This is a genomic window from Sporosarcina sp. NPDC096371, assembly GCF_044762865.1.
In the GTDB taxonomy this organism is placed as follows: Bacteria; Bacillota; Bacilli; order Bacillales_A; family Planococcaceae; genus Sporosarcina.
The window spans coordinates 319853-341601 of sequence record NZ_JBIWFE010000004.1 but is presented as its reverse complement, the minus strand read 5'-3'; the positions used below and the strand labels follow the sequence as shown (position 1 = coordinate 341601).

The 21749-nt window shown below is 43.2% G+C and carries 22 protein-coding genes; 12 read left to right on the top strand and 10 right to left on the bottom strand.

What is annotated here, in order from left to right:
* The first annotated feature begins 2 nt into the window (after positions 1-2).
* Positions 3-1346, top strand: a complete 1344-nt coding sequence (locus ACIQ0H_RS13185; RefSeq protein ID WP_403415367.1) for a TldD/PmbA family protein — start codon at positions 3-5, stop codon at positions 1344-1346.
* A gap of 46 nt (positions 1347-1392) precedes the next feature.
* Here the strand turns inward: ACIQ0H_RS13185 and ACIQ0H_RS13180 are convergent, their stop codons facing one another.
* From ACIQ0H_RS13180 to ACIQ0H_RS13160, 5 genes are all read right to left on the bottom strand, one after another.
* Complete coding sequence (locus ACIQ0H_RS13180; RefSeq protein WP_403415364.1) at positions 1393-2496, bottom strand: DUF4179 domain-containing protein; 1104 nt, start codon at positions 2494-2496, stop codon at positions 1393-1395.
* A complete protein-coding gene (locus ACIQ0H_RS13175; protein WP_403415361.1) occupies positions 2493-3059 on the bottom strand; it encodes a sigma-70 family RNA polymerase sigma factor in 567 nt (188 codons plus the stop codon). The genes ACIQ0H_RS13180 and ACIQ0H_RS13175 overlap by 4 nt, the downstream gene beginning before the upstream one ends.
* Positions 3060-3360: 301 nt before the next feature.
* A complete protein-coding gene (mscL, locus tag ACIQ0H_RS13170) occupies positions 3361-3759 on the bottom strand; it encodes a large conductance mechanosensitive channel protein MscL (RefSeq protein ID WP_403415742.1) in 399 nt (132 codons plus the stop codon).
* Positions 3760-3847: 88 nt separating this feature from the next.
* On the bottom strand, positions 3848-4156 hold the full coding sequence (locus tag ACIQ0H_RS13165) for an MGMT family protein (protein ID WP_403415358.1): 309 nt from the start codon (positions 4154-4156) through the stop codon (positions 3848-3850).
* A 39-nt stretch (positions 4157-4195) separates the two neighbouring features.
* Positions 4196-4867, bottom strand: a complete 672-nt coding sequence (locus ACIQ0H_RS13160; protein WP_403415355.1) for a phosphatase PAP2 family protein — start codon at positions 4865-4867, stop codon at positions 4196-4198.
* Between the two features lie 171 nt (positions 4868-5038).
* On the opposite strand from ACIQ0H_RS13160, the gene ACIQ0H_RS13155 reads away from it, so the two are divergent.
* From ACIQ0H_RS13155 to fabG, 4 genes are all read left to right on the top strand, one after another.
* A complete protein-coding gene (locus tag ACIQ0H_RS13155; RefSeq protein WP_403415352.1) occupies positions 5039-5611 on the top strand; it encodes a glycerol-3-phosphate acyltransferase in 573 nt (190 codons plus the stop codon).
* A 4-nt stretch (positions 5612-5615) separates the two neighbouring features.
* Positions 5616-7223, top strand: a complete 1608-nt coding sequence (locus ACIQ0H_RS13150) for an aminotransferase class V-fold PLP-dependent enzyme (RefSeq protein WP_403415349.1) — start codon at positions 5616-5618, stop codon at positions 7221-7223.
* Positions 7201-7527 carry a bacillithiol system redox-active protein YtxJ gene (gene ytxJ / locus ACIQ0H_RS13145; protein ID WP_403415347.1) on the top strand — a complete coding sequence of 109 codons (327 nt, stop codon included), beginning with the start codon at positions 7201-7203 and terminating at the stop codon, positions 7525-7527. The genes ACIQ0H_RS13150 and ytxJ overlap by 23 nt, the downstream gene beginning before the upstream one ends.
* Positions 7528-7620: 93 nt before the next feature.
* Positions 7621-8361 carry a 3-oxoacyl-ACP reductase FabG gene (gene fabG, locus ACIQ0H_RS13140; RefSeq protein ID WP_403415345.1) on the top strand — a complete coding sequence of 247 codons (741 nt, stop codon included), beginning with the start codon at positions 7621-7623 and terminating at the stop codon, positions 8359-8361.
* 360 nt (positions 8362-8721) lie between these two features.
* Here the strand turns inward: fabG and ACIQ0H_RS13135 are convergent, their stop codons facing one another.
* Entirely contained in the window at positions 8722-9261 is a 540-nt protein-coding gene (locus ACIQ0H_RS13135; protein ID WP_403415342.1) for a helix-turn-helix domain-containing protein, read from the bottom strand.
* Between the two features lie 212 nt (positions 9262-9473).
* On the opposite strand from ACIQ0H_RS13135, the gene ACIQ0H_RS13130 reads away from it, so the two are divergent.
* Positions 9474-10484 (top strand): proline racemase family protein, encoded by a 1011-nt coding sequence (locus ACIQ0H_RS13130; RefSeq protein WP_403415339.1) that lies wholly within the window; start codon positions 9474-9476, stop codon positions 10482-10484.
* Between the two features lie 297 nt (positions 10485-10781).
* Here the strand turns inward: ACIQ0H_RS13130 and ACIQ0H_RS13125 are convergent, their stop codons facing one another.
* From ACIQ0H_RS13125 to ACIQ0H_RS13110, 4 genes are all read right to left on the bottom strand, one after another.
* The gene (locus ACIQ0H_RS13125; RefSeq protein WP_403415336.1) at positions 10782-12008 is read right to left on the bottom strand and encodes an NAD(P)/FAD-dependent oxidoreductase; all 1227 of its coding nucleotides are present in this window, start codon (positions 12006-12008) and stop codon (positions 10782-10784) included.
* Positions 12001-12339, bottom strand: coding sequence for a (2Fe-2S)-binding protein (locus ACIQ0H_RS13120; RefSeq protein WP_403415333.1), 339 nt, complete (start codon positions 12337-12339; stop codon positions 12001-12003). The genes ACIQ0H_RS13125 and ACIQ0H_RS13120 overlap by 8 nt, the downstream gene beginning before the upstream one ends.
* Complete coding sequence (locus ACIQ0H_RS13115) at positions 12336-12590, bottom strand: (2Fe-2S)-binding protein (protein WP_403415330.1); 255 nt, start codon at positions 12588-12590, stop codon at positions 12336-12338. The genes ACIQ0H_RS13120 and ACIQ0H_RS13115 overlap by 4 nt, the downstream gene beginning before the upstream one ends.
* A 92-nt stretch (positions 12591-12682) precedes the next feature.
* Positions 12683-14416: a sigma-54 interaction domain-containing protein gene (locus ACIQ0H_RS13110; protein WP_403415327.1), complete on the bottom strand. Its 1734-nt coding sequence runs from the start codon at positions 14414-14416 to the stop codon at positions 12683-12685.
* A gap of 162 nt (positions 14417-14578) precedes the next feature.
* On the opposite strand from ACIQ0H_RS13110, the gene ACIQ0H_RS13105 reads away from it, so the two are divergent.
* The 6 genes from ACIQ0H_RS13105 to ACIQ0H_RS13080 all read left to right on the top strand — a co-directional run bounded on the left by ACIQ0H_RS13105 (position 14579) and on the right by ACIQ0H_RS13080 (position 21686).
* Complete coding sequence (locus ACIQ0H_RS13105; RefSeq protein ID WP_403415325.1) at positions 14579-15760, top strand: NAD(P)/FAD-dependent oxidoreductase; 1182 nt, start codon at positions 14579-14581, stop codon at positions 15758-15760.
* A complete protein-coding gene (locus ACIQ0H_RS13100; protein WP_403415322.1) occupies positions 15760-16800 on the top strand; it encodes a proline racemase family protein in 1041 nt (346 codons plus the stop codon). Before ACIQ0H_RS13105 ends, ACIQ0H_RS13100 begins: the two co-directional genes overlap by 1 nt.
* Positions 16801-17721, top strand: a complete 921-nt coding sequence (locus ACIQ0H_RS13095; RefSeq protein ID WP_403415319.1) for a proline racemase family protein — start codon at positions 16801-16803, stop codon at positions 17719-17721.
* An 89-nt stretch (positions 17722-17810) separates the two neighbouring features.
* Positions 17811-18704, top strand: coding sequence for a 4-hydroxy-tetrahydrodipicolinate synthase (dapA, locus tag ACIQ0H_RS13090; protein ID WP_403415317.1), 894 nt, complete (start codon positions 17811-17813; stop codon positions 18702-18704).
* A 118-nt stretch (positions 18705-18822) separates the two neighbouring features.
* Complete coding sequence (gene abaF / locus ACIQ0H_RS13085; protein WP_403415314.1) at positions 18823-20130, top strand: fosfomycin efflux MFS transporter AbaF; 1308 nt, start codon at positions 18823-18825, stop codon at positions 20128-20130.
* Positions 20131-20195: 65 nt separating this feature from the next.
* Entirely contained in the window at positions 20196-21686 is a 1491-nt protein-coding gene (locus ACIQ0H_RS13080) for an aldehyde dehydrogenase family protein (protein ID WP_403415739.1), read from the top strand.
* Positions 21687-21749 lie beyond the last annotated feature (63 nt).

The window sequence follows — 21749 nt, the reverse complement described above, 5'->3', positions numbered from 1 at the left end:
CGATGACGATTAACGAATTTCAAAAGAAACTATTGGCCGAAGCAATTGATGCAGGTTTCAACGAAGTCGAAGTCTATTATGAGAAATCCGAGTCTTTTCAGCTGATGATTTTTGAAGGTGAAATCGATAGTTACGAGACTTCTGAAGAAGGCGGGCTTGGTTTCCGCGGGCTCTATAACGGGAAAATGGGGTACGCCTATACAGAAAAAATTGAGGAAGCGTCTATCCCGTTTTTGATTGACAGCGCAAAGTCGAATGCAGATGTACTGGATGAGGACGACGGGACAGATGTTTTTGAAGGAAGCGACGACTATGCAGGGCATAACCTGTATAGCGAAGGGCTGGCAAATGTCACGATTCCCGAAAAAATTGAGCTCATAAAGTCGATTGAAAAGAAAACGCTCGCGTATGATCCACGTATCATCACGCTTAATTATTGTGTGCTACATGATTACTCCGGAGAACGAGTTATGGCGAACAATAAAGGCCTTTCATTGAATGAAAAAAAGAATGGATTGGTCATTGTGATTTCAGCTGTTGCCAAGGACGGGGAAGAAATGAAAACAGGTAGCTGTATTAAAATGACGCAGGATTTCGGTTCTCTCAATCCAGATGAAATTGCGAAAGAAGCAGCGGAAGAAGCGCTGTCCAATCTAGGTGAGCAATCGATTCCAGCCGGGAAATACCCAATTGTTATGCGTTATGATGCATCTGCATCGTTACTTTCTACCTTTACGCCAATCTTTTCGGCTGAAAATACGCAAAAGGATCAATCGTTATTGAAAGGGAAAGTTGGCGAGAAGATCGCGGCTGACTCCTTCACAGTGCTCGACGATCCTTTCCATCCCGACGCTATGGCCGGCACCAACTTTGACGGTGAAGGCGTTGCAACCGGAAAACGTACGATTGTGTCAAATGGAACACTTGAAACGCTACTGCATAACCGAAAAACGGCGAAAAAAGATGGTGTTGAAACGACAGGGCATGCGCGGAAGTCGTCCTATAAGAGTACGCTGACAATCGCTCCGTTGAATATGTATATCGCGCCGGGTCAAAAGAGCAAAGAAGACCTGATTGCTTCATTGGAAGAAGGTATCCTCATTACAGACTTAGCGGGCCTTCATTCGGGAGTCAGTACCATTTCAGGTGATTTCTCCGTTGCTGCAACGGGCTTCCATATTAAAGACGGTAAAATTGCATCACCTGTCAAACAGATGACAATTGCCGGCAACTTCTTTGACTATATGAAAGCTATTCAGGAGGTAGGGTCTGATCTGACGTTTGCACCAGGTGGCTATGGTTCGCCATCACTATTGGTGAAAGAGCTTTCTGTTACGGTGGATTAATAAAAACGGGCAATCCTGACGTAGTGTTAGGATTGCCCGTTTTCTATTATTTCTCTAATTCAATCACGATGTCATCCATTACAAACGCTTCTTGCCCAACGCCCGATTTCACTGGAATGGGAATCTTCTTTTCTTTGCCGTCTGCTGTCATTTCGACTCCACCGGAATTAGTCTCATCGTGAATTCTGAAGGTAACACGGGGAGTGATGATCAGTTTTGTCGCATTTGGATCTAGTTTTTCGAATGTTTTACTCCAGTTCATTGTGTAGGAGTCTTTTCCTGAACCACCGTTACCTTCACCAGAGTAGACGTTGCCTAGATCATCTATTACATTCAGTTCAATGTAAGCCTCATGCCATTTATCTTGTACTTGCTGGGTTGCCTGTTGGTTGTAATGAACGATAAAGGACATTGGGGTAAACGCTACTTTTTCTATATTAACGGTTACCCCGTTTTGCTCGACACTCTCGTTGGTTAATTGGATTTGGCTATCTGTCGCCGGGAGTGAGAATGCAAATTTCCAATTGCCTTTTATCTCATTCTCCATGTCTAATTGGTGTAAATTGTCTATGTTCCACTTGATATCGACCTTGTCCGAAGTTAAGCTGATAGGTGTAACTTTGTCTAATCCGACATAATGATACTCATCTATTTTTGAAATATGAGAGCTTCCTGCTCCCCCCTTGGATCCTTTAATGTCAGCCATACCGAATATTGTGAGGTCTTCTCCCAAATCACGATCACTCTCAATGGAATAGGTGATGGCCACTGTTTCCCCATCAAAAACGGCATCATTAATCGTTATTTTAATGCCATTGCTCTCCTGCGTGAGATTCATTTCGGTGGAGTATTCCTTATAATTATCGTACAGCCCCGTTTTTTCATTATCTAAGAATCTGAAAATGTCTCCGATGATGGGGATGTTACCTGCATAAGCAGGGAACGTTAATCCTATCGTTGCAGTGGATAATCCGATAACGACGGCAGCTGCCGCTACATTCATTTTCCAACCCATTCTCTTTTTCTTCTTGGTGATGGATTTTTTGAGCGTACTTTTCACTTTTGTTTTTTCAAACTCTGTGACTTCCATTTCCTCGAATCCATTGTCATCTACATCTACGTCATTCAACAATCCATAGATATCCTTCATACTCTACTCTCTCCTAACTCTAAAGTAATTGCCTTTTGATAGAGCTTCTTTTTTCCACGGTATACGCGATTATCGACGGAAGTATTGGTCAACCCAAGTTTTTTTCCGATTTCTTCTGTTTTATAACCAAGAAAGAACTTCATGATAAAAATCTCCCGTTCCACGGGCTCTAGTTGGTTAATGAGTCTAATCAATTCAGTACGGTCTTCCAATAAAATCAGTTCATCCTCGGCAGAGAGGTCTGCATTTACATCCATATAATCTGAAGAAAATGCCACTTCTTTACTAGCTTTTCTGTAGTAATCAATGGCTTTAAACTTGGCAATGGTACAAATCCATTTTCTAAAATCAGTCGAATCTCCCTTGAACTTGTTCGAATTGTTCCAGATGGATAGAAAAATATCGTTGAGGCATTCGTCGATGACACCTTGGTCTTTAAGAGGAATGAGAACTTTATAGGTAATCCCCTTTATGATGGGTAGATAGGTATCAACGACGAAATCTAAGGCATCTTCCTTCTGTCGCTGTAATCGTTTAACAAAATTCCCCTCGTTAGACTTCATATGATGATTCTCCTTAATTTGTTGTAAAAGCTTTTACACTCTATACAACGTGCTAGAAAATATTATCTCTCATATTGATTAGGGAAGTTAGCAAAAAGGATAATTCCGTTAAATTCGCTGCGGTGCTAGGGGATGCCTCTCGCCAGAAGCCAGACAGCTTCGCCGTCGGGGAGGGATTGAACTACATCCCTCCTTTGTCTTATGGCTTCGGCGACCCCTTTTAAGGCGCCTCCGCTTTGTTAACTACCAAAAAAAGAGCTATAAACCATTACGGTTTACAGCTCTTGCATAGGTTGTCCTATTATTTTGCTTGCTCGTTTTTCAATAAGTCGCGAATTTCTTTGAGCAGTTCTTCTTTCGTGTCAACTTCGGGTACTGCTGCCACTTCCTCAACCGTCTTTTCTTTACGTTTAAGCTTCATAAGCAAACGGAGAGCCATGAAGATGGCGAATGCAATGATGATGAAATCGACGACGTTTTGAATGAATATGCCATACTCGATTTTGGTCTTAAGAAATGTGTAGCTAAGGTCAGTAAAATCGATGCCTCCTAATAGAAGTCCGACAAGTGGCATAATAATATTATCAACAAGTGATGAAACAATCTTCCCGAATGCGGCACCGATGACAACCGCGACAGCAAGATCTATAATGTTTCCTTTTAGTGCAAACTCTTTAAAATCCTTTAACATCTGACTCACTCCCATTCTAGCTGTATTGTTATTGTACAGTTTAAGGTCATGAATACAATACCCTTTGGTATGAAACAGTAAACGTAATGCATATGTATCATCCTTCTGCCGCATCTGGCGGAAACCAACGATACGTCGTCAAATCGACTTTACCATTTTTAAAATAAATCCCTTCCATTTCAAGCAGCTCACGCTGATCACCGCCTGTAAAAGAGATTTCTCCTTTGGCGTTAATAATGCGATGCCAGGGTAACTGGTATTTTTCGCTCATCGAATGAAGTATACGAACGACTTGACGCGCACCGCGTGGACTGCCAGCCGCCGCGGCGACTTGGCCGTATGTCATGACATTTCCGGCAGGAATTCCTTGGATAATGCGTATGACGCGCTCTGTGAATACATTCATAAACAACAACCTCCTGATGAAGAGAAAAGCCGCTTCACGTCATGGTTGGACGCGAAGTGGCTTTTCTTTTTTCTCACGTTTGTTCTGGAAATAAGCGTAAACCGAAATCGCAATGGTTACCCATAAAGCGCTAAATGCGAATCCGCCGACAATATCGCTCGGGTAATGGACGCCCAGGTAAACGCGGCTTGTGCCAATGATAATGATCATAAAAGCGGTGAATAGAACAAGAGCAACACGGCTTGTCCTTGTTTTCACATTGCGCCAAGCGATAAACGCGATGATTGCATACAGCGCAAACGCCATCATAGAGTGACCACTTGGGAAGCTGAAGCCGTTTGCATCTAAAATCCGGTGAATTTCCGGGCGCTCCCGTTTGAAATAATTTTTAAGAACGCTATTAAAAACAACGGATCCAGCAATGACAGCAACCAATAGAAAGGCTTGTTGACGGTAATGCAGGACAAAATATAAGACTATAAATCCGATCAAAGCGATTGGGGCAACGACGTAACCGGAGCCAATCCATGTAAATACTTTCATAACAGCCGTCAACCACGGTGCTTCAAGTCCCTGGACAAATCCAATGATGGCAGTATCAAAGGATGCAATCGATTCGTTGCCAATGGCGCTGGCGATATAGCCAAATGCAATCCCGAAGCCGATGCAGAGGACAAAGGCGATGAGCAGACGTCTTGAGAGTTCACGCATAAAAGTCCCTCCTTATAGTTGCAATTATTGTATATCATTTCTCTGCATAAGAACAGTTACTCAATACGACCCTTTATGGAAAAGTGTTACACTAGAAAAAAACAATCAAGCTAGGTCTCAGGAGGATGTCACACATTTTGCCGAGGCGTAATTGATTAAAAAGGACCGATTATGACACTACTTCTTTTATTAATAGGCGCGTACATGCTTGGCAATGTATTGACGGCTTCGATTATTAGTAAGTTCCTCTATAAGAAAAATATCCGAGTGGAAGGCAGTGGGAACCCCGGTGCACGTAATGCGGGCCGGGTATTGGGTAAAAAGGCGTTCGTGGCAACATTTATTGGGGATGCTGTGAAAGGGGCACTCACGGTTTTGACAGCAAGATGGATCGGTTTCGAAGCGTCCGTAGAACTTCTGGCTCTTTTCGTCGTCATGTTAGGACACAACTATCCTGTATGGCTAAAGTTCCGCGGAGGGATGGGGGTATCGACTTTCATCGGCGGTATGCTGGCGTTCAATCCATTATTGTTTGCGGTGTTTGTTGGATTGTTTGTTGTTTTTTACCCGATTCTTAAAAGCTTCACGGTTGCAGGACTTAATGCGGTCGTATGGATACCGACTTTGGTGCTGGCATTTGCGTATGGAATTCCAGCGTTTTTAATGGCTAATTTTGTGGCTGCATTGCTTTTATTTGCCCATCGGGAAGATTTGAAAGAGAAAATACGATTGAAAAAGGAGTAAGCATATGGGGCTCATCTATAAAATTGCAGAAACATCGTCAGAATTTAACCAGATTCATGAACTGAATTACCGTACGTTTGTTGAGGAAATTCCACAGCATGAGCGCAACAAATCACATAAGCTTGTCGATAAATTTCATGATGAAAATACATATATCATTGGCGTTAGTGATGGTCAGGTTGTTGCCATGCTGGCTGTCAGAAGTGAGCGTCCGTTTTCGTTGGACGGAAAAATTGGTCCAGTGGAGCAGCAATTACCCTTTCAGGCTGAAAATCTAGTGGAAATTAGGTTGTTGGCGATTGAGAAGAAATATCGTAATGGGCGTGCCTTTCTTGGTCTTGCGCAGGCTTTGGTTCGGTATTGTTTAAAAGCGGGCTATGATGCAGCACTGATATCGGGGACAACGCGGGAACAAAAGTTATACGGGCAACTCGGATTTTTACCGTTCGCGCAATTGACAGGGACAGAGGATGCCGCATTCCAACCGATGTATTTGACGAAAGAGACGTTTGAGGCAGGAGTAGCAGGAAGAATTTCTAAACCGTACGTCAATTTTCTCCCAGGTCCAGCGACCATTTCTGAAGAAGTGAAGAAGATGATGATGGCAGAAACATTCTCACATCGTTCTTCGGAATTCGAAGGCGTGTTGAACCGTGTGAAAAACAGATTGACGTCATTAACCGGTGCGAAATACGTCCAGCTTTTGCAAGGGACAGGGACGCTTGCAAATGATGTCGTTGCGGCACAATTAAGTATTCGCAGTGGTAAGGGGCTCATACTTGTTAACGGAGAGTTTGGTTTACGACTGACAGATCATGCACAGCGCTTCGGCATGCACTATGACACATTTGAGGTAGAATGGGGAAATTCCTTTCAAGAAGTCGACATTAGGGATGCGTTAAGGACAAACGGCTATAGCTGGTTATGGGTTGTGCATTGCGAAACCTCAACAGGTGTCTTAAATGATCTAGCTTTATTTAAAAAGCTTTGTTCACAACAGGGCATTGCGCTGGCTGTCGATTGCGTCAGTGTAATTGGGACGATGCCTGTCGATCTCTCAGGTGTCACATTTGCTTCAGGGGTGAGTGGCAAAGGATTGTTGAGTTATACAGGTTTGTCTTTCGTTTTCCATCAAGAAGACATAGCACCGTGTAATGACCTGCCGCGCTATCTCGACTTGGGTACTTACGCAGAATCAGGGGGGATTCCTTATACGCAGTCGTCCAACTTGGTCTCTGCACTTGACGCGGCTTTACGGAAATTTGAGCACCCAGAAGAAGTGTTTACAAGGATTGCTGATCGTGCGCATAAGGTCAGAGCAAGAGTAGAAAAGGCGGGACTGACAGTTTTAGCCGCTCCGGAGTATGCGTCGTCCGCAATTATAACCATTGTGCTACCAGCAGGTTTTCCAGCGGTGCAATTGGGGGATAATTTGTTTTTGAACGGTTTTAACGTTCATTATGAAAGTAGTTATTTACGCGCGAGAAATTGGCTTCAAATTTGCTGTATGAATGATGTGGCGGAACAGGAAATAGATGCCATGCTTGGCTTGTTGGCTTTATTAAGTATAGGAAACGGAGATGAAGCAAATGAAAGAACTTCAAACAAGTAATGACTGGCACGACGTATTGGAGCAGTCGAAAGAGACATCGTTATTCGTATTCAAACATAGTACAACATGTCCAGTGAGTTCGACTGCCTACCGAGAATTTGATGGATGTACAACAGATATCCCGAAATATTTTGTAAAAGTTCAAGACAGTCGCCCCGTTTCCAATGAAATCGAAAGTGACCTAGGCGTCCGACATGCATCTCCACAACTGTTTTTATTGAAAGACGGAAAAGCATTATGGCAGGCTACTCACTATTCGATTCGTAAGTCTGCCATTCACAAAGCTTTGGAAGATTATGTTTAAGACTAAAAAAGCAGGCATTCTCATCGTAGAGTGCCTGTTTTTTGATACAATGAAGTAAGAATTATCTAAAAGTGCAGAGGTGGGGGGATACGAGTGCGGTTACTCGATAAAACAGTGGTCATTACTGGAGGGGCGAATGGGATTGGGGCGGTTGCTGCAGCACTTTTTGGCAAGCAGGGGGCGCAAGTTGCCATTCTAGATTTCGATGTACACGCAGGCGAAGCAAAAGCACAAGAACTGCATGCTACGGGTGTGGAAGTAGCCTTTTTCCAAGTAGATGTGGCTGATAACGATCGCGTCAAAGAGGTGGCCAATCAAGTCATCGAGAAGTTTGGCAAAGTAGACATCCTTGTTAACAATGCGGGGATTACAAAAGATGCGATGCTCGTAAAACTGGACGCCGCGGATTTCAAACAAGTCATTGACGTGAATTTGACGGGTGTTTTTAATTGTACGCAAGCTTTCCTGCCGGCAATGCTGGCCCAAGGAAAAGGGAAAATTATTAATACCTCATCCATTGCAGGGACAGGCGGAAATGTTGGGCAAACGAATTATGCGGCGTCGAAAGCAGGCGTCATTGGCATGACAAAAACGTGGGCGAAAGAATTTGGACGCAAAGGCATTAATGTCAATGCGGTCGCACCAGGTTTTATCGAGACAAATATGATTCATACGATTCCAGACAAAGTACTAGAGCAAATTAAATTGCTCACACCGTATTCAAGGCTTGGAACTCCGGAAGATGTGGCGAATGCCTATCTATTTTTGGCTTCCGAGGAATCGGACTTTATCAATGGGACGGTATTGGAAGTAGATGGTGGGATGTTGAAGTAATTACGAGGGAAATTCTGGTTGGATGTATTCGCACTAAAAAAGCTGAACCTGTAGAAATTGGTTCAGCTTTTTTGTCGTGAGAATAAGTAGCCATTTATGTGAATCAATTTCATAATTACTTGTTTTGATTAAGAAGTCTAATAATTATATAATTATCTATTTTAATGTTCGTTAATATGATGTTCTAATTATGTTGATTGGAGCGTAAGGCGGCGACTCCTGCGGGAACAGCGCGAGCTGAAGACCCCGCAGAAGCGCAGCGACGAGGAGGCTGAAGCCGTGCCCGCGGAAAGCGTCCGCCTGAAGCGCAAATCAACCTTGTTCGGATATTAAGTCCAATATCTCTATTATGAAATTGATTCATGTGGATGAAACGCAAAGAAACTTCACGGATTTGTCCGTTACATTTAGCCAATAGTGTGGACTGTTACAGTCGATGATGATGGTATCGTGTTCTTGTAAATGATACTCCTCATCATTGATTTGAACAGTGAGCGTACCTTCGAGTACATACAGGAACTCTTTTCCATGATGCGTGAATGGACGTCCTTTATTTTCGCCTGGATGAAGGATAACAAGAATCGGATTAAAGCCTAAATTCTCCTCATTACCAGATAAGTCTTTATAGATGAATTGATTGACCATCAAATCGCTATCGCCGTCGATTCCGCGAATGACGGTTGGTTGTGTCTGGTCTGTTTTGGTGGCAAAGAAGTAGCTAGGGTTTACTTGTAGCACCTCGGAAATTTTTTTCAATGATTCAAGTGTTAAGGATGATTTCATGCGTTCTACTTGTGAAAGGAAACTGATGGAAAGGTCAGTTTCTTCCGCAATATCTTTGAGTGTGAGCTTTTTTTCTTTACGCAGCTGTTTAATTTTTTCACCGATAGTTATATCCATTGGGATCCCCCATTTCTTTATGCATCTAAGATTAAATTGTCGTTGACAGAAAATTTATGTTAATCTACTATTAATGTTAATTGAAGTGACAATTCAATTTATTTTTAATATTACTTTAATAATGAGTGATTTGTGTGAAATTAGCAATCATGTATGAAAGATGTTTAATGATGATTTGCAACGAATTGTAACTCGAAAGGGGAAAATTATTAATGATTATTCAGAATATGTATGCAACTGTTGATGTCCATGTTGCGGGTGAGCCTTTACGGATTATTACAGATGGCCTACCGGAGATTAAAGGAGCTACTCAACTAGAACGACGAGCTTATTGCATGGAGCATTTAGATTACGTCCGGGAAGTCCTAATGCTTGAACCGCGGGGACATCACGGAATGTATGGCTGTATCATTACACCGCCAGCGAGCCCGCATGCGGATTTTGGGGTATTGTTTATGCACAATGAAGGCTGGAGTACGATGTGTGGACATGGAATTGTTGGTGTCATTACGATGGGCATCGAAACGGGCCGCTTCAAAGTGACGGATGACAATCAGAAGTTCGTTATCGATAGTCCTGCCGGTGAAGTCATTGCGTATGCGAAATGTAACGGTTCGATTGTAGAATCGGTTTCTTTTGAAAATGTCCCTTCTTTTGTGTTGAAAAAAGAGATGCCTATCAATATTGAAGGCTATGAATTTACAGTGGATGTTGCATTTGGAGGCGCTTTCTATGCGGTTGCACAAAGTAAGGATATTGGTTTAAAGGTCAATACTAAGGATTTGCCAGCACTTCAAAAGTGGGGGACAAAAATTAAACATTATATCGAAGATCAACTAGATGTCGTCCATCCGCTTGAAAAAGGTTTGCATGGTATCTATGGCGTTATTTTCTCAGACGAGCCAGTCCATGCGAATGCAGACTTGCGCAATGTCACCATTTTTGCGGACGAACAAGTTGACCGTTCACCATGTGGAACAGGTACATGTGCAAGGCTTGCGACGCTATATGAAGATGGGACATTAGGGGAAAACGGCAAGTTTGTCCACGAAAGCATTACAGACGGGCAATTCATCGGTGAAATTTTATCTGTTTCTAGCGTAAGTGAGCATAAGGCAGTCATTCCAAAAGTGACGGGGCAAGCGTATTTGACGGGCATCCATCAATTTTTAGTCGATCCACGTGATACATTGCCAAGAGGGTTTTTGTTAGAGGAAGTGTGACGTACTTGAGTAGAAGTACGGGCTCGCAGGAGACAGGTACTGAAATCCAGCGTGTCCACGAAATAGTTCTATAACGGGAAAGAGCGATAAACCATAGCGGTTTATCGCTCTTTCTTGTTGCTTAGGAAATTATAAAATCTCGTACTGTGGATAATTTATGACGTATAGATTTGGCGTCTAGGCTCCAGCGCCTAGCCCCTCGAGTCGCTTCAGTCTTGCTGATAAAGGCAAAGAGCGCCTTTATCTTCAAGCCTTCCAGCGCTTGTCGGGGCTGAACAGGCGCTTGCGCTTTTGTTCTTAACTATACACTTCGCTTCTCTTTGTATGCAGATGTTGCTCCCAATAAGTTTGAAGTTTTTGCTTCCCAACTTTCACGGAAGGATGGAATTGAATGTAGGCATTTTCCCTGGTTTCTTTGATATGTTGGATCGATGCTACAATTTGTTGTTCTAGATTCGGGCCACCTATACTGTTGGCAATGGATAGCCCTGCGGTGATTCCTTGGCTGATGGCTACCTTTGCTCCCTCGATTCCTGTAATGTTCCCTGCAACGTATAATCCTTCTACTGCGGTCTCCATTCGCTCGTTATGAAGGGGAACGTAGCCGCCTAATTCTTCGATGTGATAGAAGGGGCAACCAGCAACTGCTGCTAACTCTGCCAATGGATATAGCCCGCCTGCAATGCAAATGAAGTCTGCGCTGATTTTTTCCTCGGTACCTGGAATGACTTCACCCGTTGGCGTAATTGTAGCGATTGTCACACCTTCCACTTCTTGCTCACCATAAATTTCAATGACTGCTTTGCGAAGCATGATAGGAATATCCCACATTTTGACGCCGTTTTTCGGGAAGAAGGTAATGCCCATTTTCTTCATGAAATCATTTTTCATCAATTTGCTGCCGAATTTCACGAATGCGGAGGGCGCCATATGGGAGACATGTAGCAACGAATTCATGACGTCCATTGGGTTGCCAGATTCCTCAGTGACTTTGTTCATTTTCGGCAACGTGATACAGGCGACGTCAATTCCTGCAATTTTAAGCTCCATAGCAATTGCTGAGGACAGAACGTTTACGCCGATAATGACTCCCTTGTTTCCAGGTTTGACACGGTGGACGTTCGTCATTACTTGGGCCGCACCAACAGACATCACGCCTGGTAATGTCCATCCAGGTACGGGTACAGGGGCTTCTGCGGCACCTGTTGCGAGTAGTAAATACGATGTGTAATACGTGTCGGATTCCGTATAAATGACCCATGAATCGTCGATTTTCTCAATGTTGGACACGGGTGTTTCTAATTTAATAGTTACTCCAAGATCCAGTGCCTGTTTAAATAACTTTTTGGATTCTTTGATGCCGTTCCACCAGTTGCCATTCGGTTCTTCGTAAAGCTGACCTAATAATCTTCCACCGGCAATCATATATTCATCGAGGACAAGAACCTCTACTCCGAGTTCTGCCATGCTGATGGCGGCCGATAAACCTGCAGGACCTGCACCGATAACGATGACTTTACTCATTTTGTGACCTCCAATCCTTGACTGTCGTCAACAATTTTTCGCCACTTGTGACAACCATGCCTTCTTGGACGGGTGTTAAACAAGCTCTTGCGCCTTGCTGTCCATTCACCGTAACGCGGCATTCGAAGCAATGACCAATATTGCAATAAATTCCGCGCGGTGTGCCGCTTTCTTCGTGAAGGCGAAGCGTGCGAATGCCATTCGCTAAAAGAGCGGCGGCCAATGATTCGTTCCTCAGTCCTTGGTATTCTTTATCGTTATAGGTGAAAGAAATCATTGCTGTGTCGTCGATTGCATCCAGTACGGGATGTGTAAGAATTCTTCTCGTCATTTATCTACACCTCCCAAATTGCCAAAACTGATTGGGCGAATAGGGGGTTGGTATTTCAATGTGATTTGAGTAACGTCTCTTTCAGTAGCTGCATGCGCAATGCTGTCGACCGCTGTACGGCATGTGCGTCCTCCGCAATAGCCCATACCCGCCCGTGTGCGGAGTTTGAGCTCCCTTGATGTGCAATTATATTGTTCGACCGTTTCCACTAACTTGCCGTAGGTTACTTCCTCGCATCTACAAATTATCATGCTATTTTCCGTCAATTGAATCACCTCATAAGATAGACTAGTACTCTGTGCGTACTAATATCTATGCAAGAACAGTGCCAACAGTTGCGTATTTACAGCTTGATGCCTAATTTATTCATACGATTGTAAAGAGTTGCTCTGGTGATTTCTAAGTTTTTGGCACATAGCAGCTTGTTGCCATTCACTTTGCTTAGCTCCCTCAGAATGATGTCTTTTTCATATGCTTGTAATTGCTCACTTAATGATAAAGCCTCTCCGCTAACTAGTTGAGGTAGCTGAATGTCCTGACTGGGATGTGCAGACTGCATGAATTCTCCCATTTCTGTAGGAAGGTCTTCAATATTAATTTCCCCATTATCCGAAAATACGACGAGTCGCTCGACGACATTTTTCAACTCACGAATATTACCAGGCCATGAATGTTGCAGTAAAGCCTGCATAACGGCCTGTGAAATCCCGTGAATTGGGCGGTTATATTTAACGGATACTTCATATAGGAAGTAATGGGTTAGTTCAATAATATCTTCAAGCCGATCTCGGAGAGGCGGTACTTTGAAATTAACGACGTTTAAACGGTAATAGAGGTCTTCTCTAAATTTTCCTTCGTTAACAAGTTCCTTCAAGTCGCGGTTTGTCGCAGCAACAACTCTGAAATCCACTTCTAATTCTTTTGTTCCACCGACAGGGTAGAACTTCTTTTCCTGCAACAGGCGAAGAATTTTCACTTGCATTTCCAAAGGCATTTCGCCAATTTCGTCTAAAAATAGTGTGCCGCCTTTCGCAAGCTCGACTTTCCCCTTTTTCCCTTTTTGATCGGCCCCAGAGAATGCCCCTTTTTCGTACCCGAAGATTTCACTTTCGAACAAGCCGCTTGGAATGGCCCCGCAGTTTATGGCGACAAAGGGAGCATCGCCAGCTTCACGTAAATTATGGATCGCTTTCGCAAATAGTTCTTTCCCAACGCCGCTTTCCCCGTAGATTAAGACACTCGCGTTTGTCGTAGCAGCTTTTTTGACGATTTCCATCGTCTGCTTCAATGCGGGGCTATTGCCTCTTATATAAGCGAAAGGATTGACGGAAGGCAGTGATTTCCGAACTTCTTCTTCGAGATGAAAGAGCTTTTCCGAGGTCATATAGAGTTCATTATTCAAGCGTATTTGGCTCGTAATATCTGTTTCAGATACGACAGCGCCAATGATCTTGTCATGAAGGTAAACAGGGTTTGAATTAATCATCACGACAAGATCATTTCTAGCATGGTGTTGGTGATGATAGACAGACGTTCCGTTTTTTAATGTGTTCAGGATTTCTAAGCGTTCTGCACTGAAAAAATTTGTAATAGGTTTCCCGATAATCTCGTTTTCCTGCACAGAGAAAATCTTTTCGGCACCTTTCGTCCAATACAAAACGTTGGTATCATCATCGATCACCGTACAGGACTCATCAATCGTTTGTAAAACGGTATGTAAGTAGGCTTGTGTACGATCGAACTCTTTTGATAGGTTGCTAGAAATGGTTTCATGTGTGACGAAGCCAACATAGTTGTGGTTTTCGTCGGCAATGAAAGCAAGGTTATTCTGTCGAAGTTTGTGCATAACCTCTTCTAACGTGCTATGTGAAGGCATAACAGGACACGATACATAGCGGATTTCCTTTGTGTAGTCGTCGATGTGGACGTGATACAACTGCCCATAGTTAAAGAGGAATACTTTTTTGGGTGCCTTTTTCTCTATTCGTTGGGCTAATGTCATTTGATCTTTTTCAAAATCCACGAATACAAATTCCTTGTTTACTAGTTTCTCAAGTAGGTAATGTGAAGTTTTCATAAAATTAGCCACCTCTACTGTCAATTTATTTTGAACTGTATAATTATCTTTACACATATAAATTGAAAATTCAATAGAGATTAATAGTTTAGGTGAGTATTAAAAGTTGGCATGCAACTTGCATTAAGTAATTGTGAACAAGCAAGTGAGAGGAGGAGTATTGTGGGAAACGCTCAACATCGGGACGTTGTCGTAATCGGGGGAGGAATCATCGGTGCAGCAATTGCTTATTATGGATCAAAAGCGGGCTTAGACATAACCGTCCTTGAGAAAAAAGAATTAGCAAGTGGTACCTCCTCCAGATGCGATGGAAATATACTTGCGATTGATAAAGATCCTGGTTTTGATAGTCAAATGTCATTGAAGAGTCAGCAGTTGGTCCACGAGTTGGATAAGGATCTTGAAATTTCATTCGAATACCGTAATCCAGGTAGTATTTTAGTTTGTGAGAACGATGCTGAAATGGAAGCGGCGAGTCAATGGGTCAATCGGCAACAACAAGCGGGATTGGATTTTAAGATGTTGGATCGTGAAGACCTTCGAAATGAGTCCAAGTATTTTGCGGATGACCTGTACGGCGGGTTGGAGTGCAAAACAGATTCGACCGTCAATCCATACATACTGACATATTCCATGTTTAATAGTGCTGAAAAGCAAGGCGCTAAAATTCATACGAATACAGAAGTGAAAAATGTCAGTAGAAACGGCTCAGGTCAATTTATCATTGAAACCAATAATGGAACGTATACAGCAAATAAAGTTGTCAATGCAGGTGGTGTGTGGGCACCGAGGCTGGGTGAGATGCTCGACTTGGAGATTCCGATTATCCCGCGAAAAGGGCAGATTATCGTTGCTTCACGGCAACAACCGGTTGGACTACGTAAAGTGATGGAATTCGGTTATCTCATTTCGAAATTTGGTGGGGAGCGAACGGTAGATCCGTTCACCGAAAAATACGGTGTTGCGCTTGTATTCGAACCGACTGAAGCACAAAACTTCTTAATCGGTAGTAGCCGGCAGTTCTCAGGCTTCGACACGCGAGTTGATCATGAAGTGACGAAGGCCATTGCGAGACGAGCGGTTCGCTTTTATCCCAAAATCGCGGATATGACGGTGATTCGGACGTATGCCGGTTTACGGCCATGGACGGAGGATCATTTGCCAATTATTTCTCGCGTGGATCATATCCCTGGGTATTTCATCGCCGCAGGTCATGAAGGGGACGGCATCAGCTTAGCTGCAGTAACTGGCAAGCTGATTGAAGAAATGATCAATGAAAAAGAGACGTGTATTCCGATTGAACCATTGCGGGTTACCCGTTTCAAAGAAAGGGTGATGTGCTGATGAATTACCAACGCTTGTTCACAACAATTGATACGCATACGGGTGGCAATCCGACACGAACGGTCATTAGTGGGCTACCTCCTTTGAAGGGCAATACGATGTCCGAGAAGATGTTGTATATGGAAGAGCATTATGACTGGATTCGCAACTTTCTTATGAATGAGCCGCGGGGACATGGTGTTATGTCAGGAGCGTTAATGACGGACCCTTGTCATCCAGATGCCGATGTCGGTGTCATTTATGTAGAAACCGGTGGGTATTTGCCGATGTGTGGACACGATACGATTGGTTTTTGTACGGCGCTTGTTGAGGCGGGTTTGATAGAAGTACATGAGCCTTTGACGAATATCAAAGTGGATACACCAGCGGGACTCATCGACGTGGATATTAAAGTTGTCGATGGAAAAGCGGTAGAAGTGACGTTTGTCAACGTACCTTCCTTTTTGTTGAAGTCCATCGAAATTGATGTAGAAGGCATCGGGAACGTGGAATGTGACATTGCTTATGGCGGTAATTTCTATGGCATCATTGATGCGCGTAAACTGGGTCTTTCGCTCGTAGAGAACAATGCGACAGACATTATCAATAAAGGTATCGACATTCGCAACGCCATTAACGCTGTAGAAGAAGTTGTTCATCCGGAGTTCCCGTTTATTAACGGTTTGACGCACATCGAGTTTTTCACGGATCCCGTGCATCCCGATGCAAACTTGAAAAATACGGTCATTGTGCCACCAGGGGGCATCGACCGTTCACCGTGTGGAACAGGTACTTCCGCCAAGCTTGCGACATTGTATAAGAAAAAAGAGCTTGGCTTGGACGAGCTCTTTGTCTATGAAAGCATTGTCGGCACGCTGTTCAAGGCAAGGGTAGTCGAAGAAACGACGGTGAAGGATTTAGATGCAGTGATTCCAGAAGTGACAGGTTCCGCTTGGATCATGGGCATGCATCGCTTCTTCTACAATGAAAAAGATCCGTTGCGGGAAGGATTTTTACTCATTCCACCGATGGAACATGAACCAGCGAAAGAAGGTGTCTAAGTGAACTTTGAAAAAATGTACAACACCATTGATACACATGTAGGTGGTGAAGCGTTTCGAATCGTCACCCAATCCCCGATTGCATTTCGAGGGAGCGATGTCCATGCCAACCATGATGAATTGCAACGCGGTTTTACAAATGAAAAAAATTTACTGTTGAATGAACCGCGAGGCCATCGTGGAATGCATGGTTGCATAGTTACGTCATCAAGTAATGCCGATTTTCAGTTATTGTTTTTCAATCATCAAGCAGTGACGAACTTCAAATATGAAGGCTTGCTCACGACGGTCACGGCATTAATTGAAACCGGGAATGTGATGAGGACTGCGGATGATTGTTATCGAGTGGAAACCGTGAACGGTATTTACAAGGTGAAAGCACGTATTGATCAACAAGAAGTGACGGCTGTTTCCATTGAAAGTGGGACATGTTTTGAAGTCAATGCCAATCCGGATTATGTAACTGTGCGGGTAGATAATGCCCGGGATTATTTGCTATACGCATTGCCTGAAACCATTCCAGGCATTGAGCTGGAGCATTTGGCGGCATTGAACAATTGGGGGATTGGCAAGACAGCGGAACTGACGAAGGGGAACGTTGCGTACGAGGGAGTCATTCTTGTTGAGTCGGGCGCAGCTGCTGGGCGTAAGGTCCGCTCTGTCACATTTGAAAAGGATGGCTATATTCTCCGATCACCAGGAGTGGATAGCACGTTTGCCATTCTGACATCTTTGTTAAACACGCCAAGTGGCCCTGGTGAAATCGAAAATGAAAGTATTTTCGGCAGTTCATTGACAGCAAAGGCGCTTGGAGAAGGAGAATGTCGATTTGAACTGGAAACAGAAGCATTTGTCACGGGGTCACATGAATTTATTTTCGACCAGGATGATCCTTTGAAAGATGGGTTTTTGTTGGTTTGATGAACAGATAGACAAGATTACAATTTGCTTTGAAAGTGGATTTAGTAATGAAAGCAAAAAAAACAAATAAAACGTAGGAGGAATTTATGATGGTAAAACTTGAAGGGGTATTCCCAGTATTAATTACACCAATGCTTAACGAACAGGAAATCGATTGGGACGGATTCAAAAATAACATCGAACACTTCATTAATGAAGGTGTAGCAGGGCTAGCGATTAACGGCAGTACGGGTGAGTTTGTTAGTTTGACAAAGGAAGAGCGTTTCAAAGCAGTTGAAGTAGCAGTTGCACAAGTTAATGGACGGATTCCACTTGTTGTCGGAACAGCAGCTGAAACAACGGCGGATGCCATTGAATATACGCAACAAGCTGAAAAGGCTGGAGCGGATGCATCATTATTAATCAACTCCTATTACGCACATCCAAAAGAGGATGAAATCTATGAACATTTCAAAGCAGTTGCAGAATCCGTGAAATTCCCAATTATGATTTATAACAACCCATTCACATCGGGCGTTGATATTAGTACAGAAACGATTTTACGCGTTGGACGTGACGTGGAAAATATTACTCATATCAAAGAATCAAGCGGCGGCATCGGTAAAGCACGTGACATCGCAAGACAAGGAGAAGGCTTCCTCAAAGTATTCTGCGGTTCTGAAGATCTAGCAATTGAATCTTTCCTTGTTGGGGCAACGGGCTGGATTTCCGTGTCTGGAAACATTGCTCCACGTCTTGTAACGGATATGTATAACCATGTTCAAAAAGGGGAGATGGACGAAGCGTGGGCACTTTACGACAGACTCCTCCCACTTTGTGAGTTCCTTGAAGGGTCAGGGAAATATGTGCAAATTGCGAAAAGATCGATGGAATTACAAGGTCTAGCAGGCGGTCCATGCCGTCGCCCAAGACTGCCATTGAGCGCAGAAGAAGATGCAAAGCTAAAAGAACTCATGCATAGCCTAGAAGCCATCAAAAACTAAGAAGGGAGGAAAAAAAGGATGAAAGCAACGGATTATAAATTGAAAACAAAAGTCCAAGAGTTTTTGGAAGGTGTCAAAGGTTCATATATAATCTAAGTAACTTTTTGGGGGAGTAAATATGGCGCAAACAGATAAAAAGCAGCTAAAAAAAGTTGTTGCGGCATCTATGGTTGGATCTGTAGCTGAATGGTATGAGTTTTTCTTATATGGTACCGCATCTGCTCTAGTTTTTGGAGAATTATATTTTCAACAAACCGGAAGCGTCATTGACGGCATTCTAGCCGCATTTGCTCTCTATGCGGTAGGCTTTTTAGCTAGACCTATCGGAGGGATTGTTTTTGGTCATTATGGTGATAAATTTGGGCGTAAAAAATTATTACAGTATAGTTTAATTATCGTTGGAATTACGACCTTCTTAATGGGATGTATTCCAACATTCAATAGTATTGGTTACTGGGCTCCTATCTTACTCGTTACTTTACGTTTAATTCAAGGTTTTGCTTTTGGCGGAGAATGGGGAGGAGCTATTATTTTAGTAGCTGAGCACAGCCCTAAAGATAGACGTGGCTATTGGACAAGCTGGCCGCAGGCAGGCGTGCCATTGGGTAATTTAGTAGCAACAATTATCCTCTTAATTTTATCTAAAAACCTAAGCCCAGAGCAATTTATGGGCTGGGGTTGGCGCGTAGCATTTTGGTTCTCTGCAATTGTAGTGCTAATTGGTCTTTGGATTCGTAAAAGTGTAGATGATGCCCCTATTTTTAAAGAGGCACAAGAAAAACAAGCTCAATTAGAAAAACAAGAATTAGGTATTATAGAAGTGTTTAAATACCATAAAAAAGCTATTATTGCTGGTATTGGAGCTCGTTTTGCAGAAAATATTTTATACTATACGGTTGTAACTTTCTCCATTAGTTATTTAAAACTTGTGGTCAATAAAGATACTTCACAAATTTTATTATTAATGTTTGGTGCCCATGCTATTCACTTTTTCTTTATTCCAGTAATGGGACACTTAAGTGATGTTTGGGGACGTAAGCCAATCTATATGACAGGAGCCATTTTAACTGCATTTTGGGGATTTATTGGGTTTCCGATGATGGATACAGGAAATGATTGGATAATTATGTCTGCAATTACTTTTGGTTTATTCATTCAGTCGATGACGTATTCACCATACGCAGCATTAATGACAGAGTTATTTCCTACTCATATCAGATATACGGCTTTGTCTTTATGCTATCAAGTAGCCCCAATTTTTGCAGGCTCATTGGCTCCATTAATTTCATTATATCTCCTAAAAACATATAATAGCTCTACCCCGATTTCAATTTATTTAGTACTAGCAAGTGTCATTTCTATTTTAAGTATAATGGTAGTAAAAGAAACAAAAGGAAAAACACTCACTTTTAAGAAAGCGGAGTAAGCGCTTTCTTAAATCTTGAGCGAACTTGGAAACAGTTAAGAACTGAGAAGGAGAGGCGGGTAATGATGCAAGCAATAAACTACGATTTGAAACCGAAAGTTAAAGCATTCTTAGAAGGTGTCAATGGTCTTTACATTAATGGGGAATACGTACCTGCAATCAATGGGAAAACATTTGATGTCGTTAACCCTGCTACTGAAGAAGTTATTGCGCAAGTGAGTGAAGCGCAAGTGGAAGATATCGAAGTGGCAGTTGCCGCTGCACGTAAAGCATTTGATGAAGGTGAATGGACGAAGATGGCGGCGGCTGATCGTTCACATCTCATTTATAAATTTGCAGATTTATTGGAAGAAAACCGTGAAGAGCTTGCACAATTGGAAGCACTTGATAATGGGAAGCCGTATGCCGTTGCGCTTGCAGATGACGTTGATGGTACGGTTCAGCATTTCAGGTATTATGCAGGTTGGGCGACAAAATTGTTAGGCAAAACAACGCCGATTTCACCGGATTATTTGAACTATACGGTTCACGAACCGGTCGGTGTTGTTGGCCAGATCATTCCGTGGAACTTCCCGTTGGCGATGGCGGCATGGAAGCTTGGATCGGCACTCGCTGTGGGTTGTACGGTCGTGATTAAACCGGCGAGTGAAACACCATTATCCCTTCTCTATGCGGCACGGCTGTTTAAAGAAGCAGGATTCCCAGACGGCGTTGTCAACGTCGTTCCGGGGGCTGGTCGTGTAGCGGGTGATGCGATCATCATGCATAAAGACGTGAACAAAGTGGCATTTACAGGGTCAACGGCTGTCGGAAAAGAAGTCATGAAAAAGGCGGCAGAGCAAATTAAAGGGGTGACGCTGGAGCTTGGTGGAAAATCACCAGCGATTATTCTGGAAGATGCGAACCTAGAAGAAGCAATCGAAGGTGCTTTCAATGGCACGATGTACAACCACGGACAAAACTGTAGTGCGTGTACGCGTGTCTTCGTTCACCGTTCTCATTATGATCAAGTCATTGAAGCATTGGCGGAGCGTGTTAACGGATTGAAACTAGGGCCAGGACTGGATGCAGAAACCGAAATGGGGCCACTCGTTTCGGCCAAACAGCAACAAACCGTCCTTGGTTACATCGAACAAGGGATTAAAGAAGGCGCACGCCTCGTTGCAGGCGGTGCGAAAGCATTCGATAAAGGCTACTTCGTACAACCAACAATTTTTGCGGATGTCGAAGATGATATGGTCATTGCACGTGAGGAAATCTTCGGACCAGTTATGTCCGTATTTGTTTTCGACACCGTCGAAGAAGTTATCAAACGCGCTAACGACAGTGAGTATGGCTTGGCGGCTAGCGTTTGGACAGAAAATATTAAAACCGGTCATTACGTTGCGGGTAAATTGCAAGCAGGTACGGTTTGGATTAACGATTTCGGCCTTGAGTGGGAAACGATGCCGTTTGGTGGCTATAAACAATCCGGAATTGGTCGCGAAATGGGCGGCGAGTATGGATTAGAGAATTATACAGAAGTGAAAAGTGTCTTTGTGAATATTAAACAGTAAGTGCCTAAACCGACCTCGGATGATGATTCTGAGGTCGGTTTTCGCCAATCATATAGCTATTTT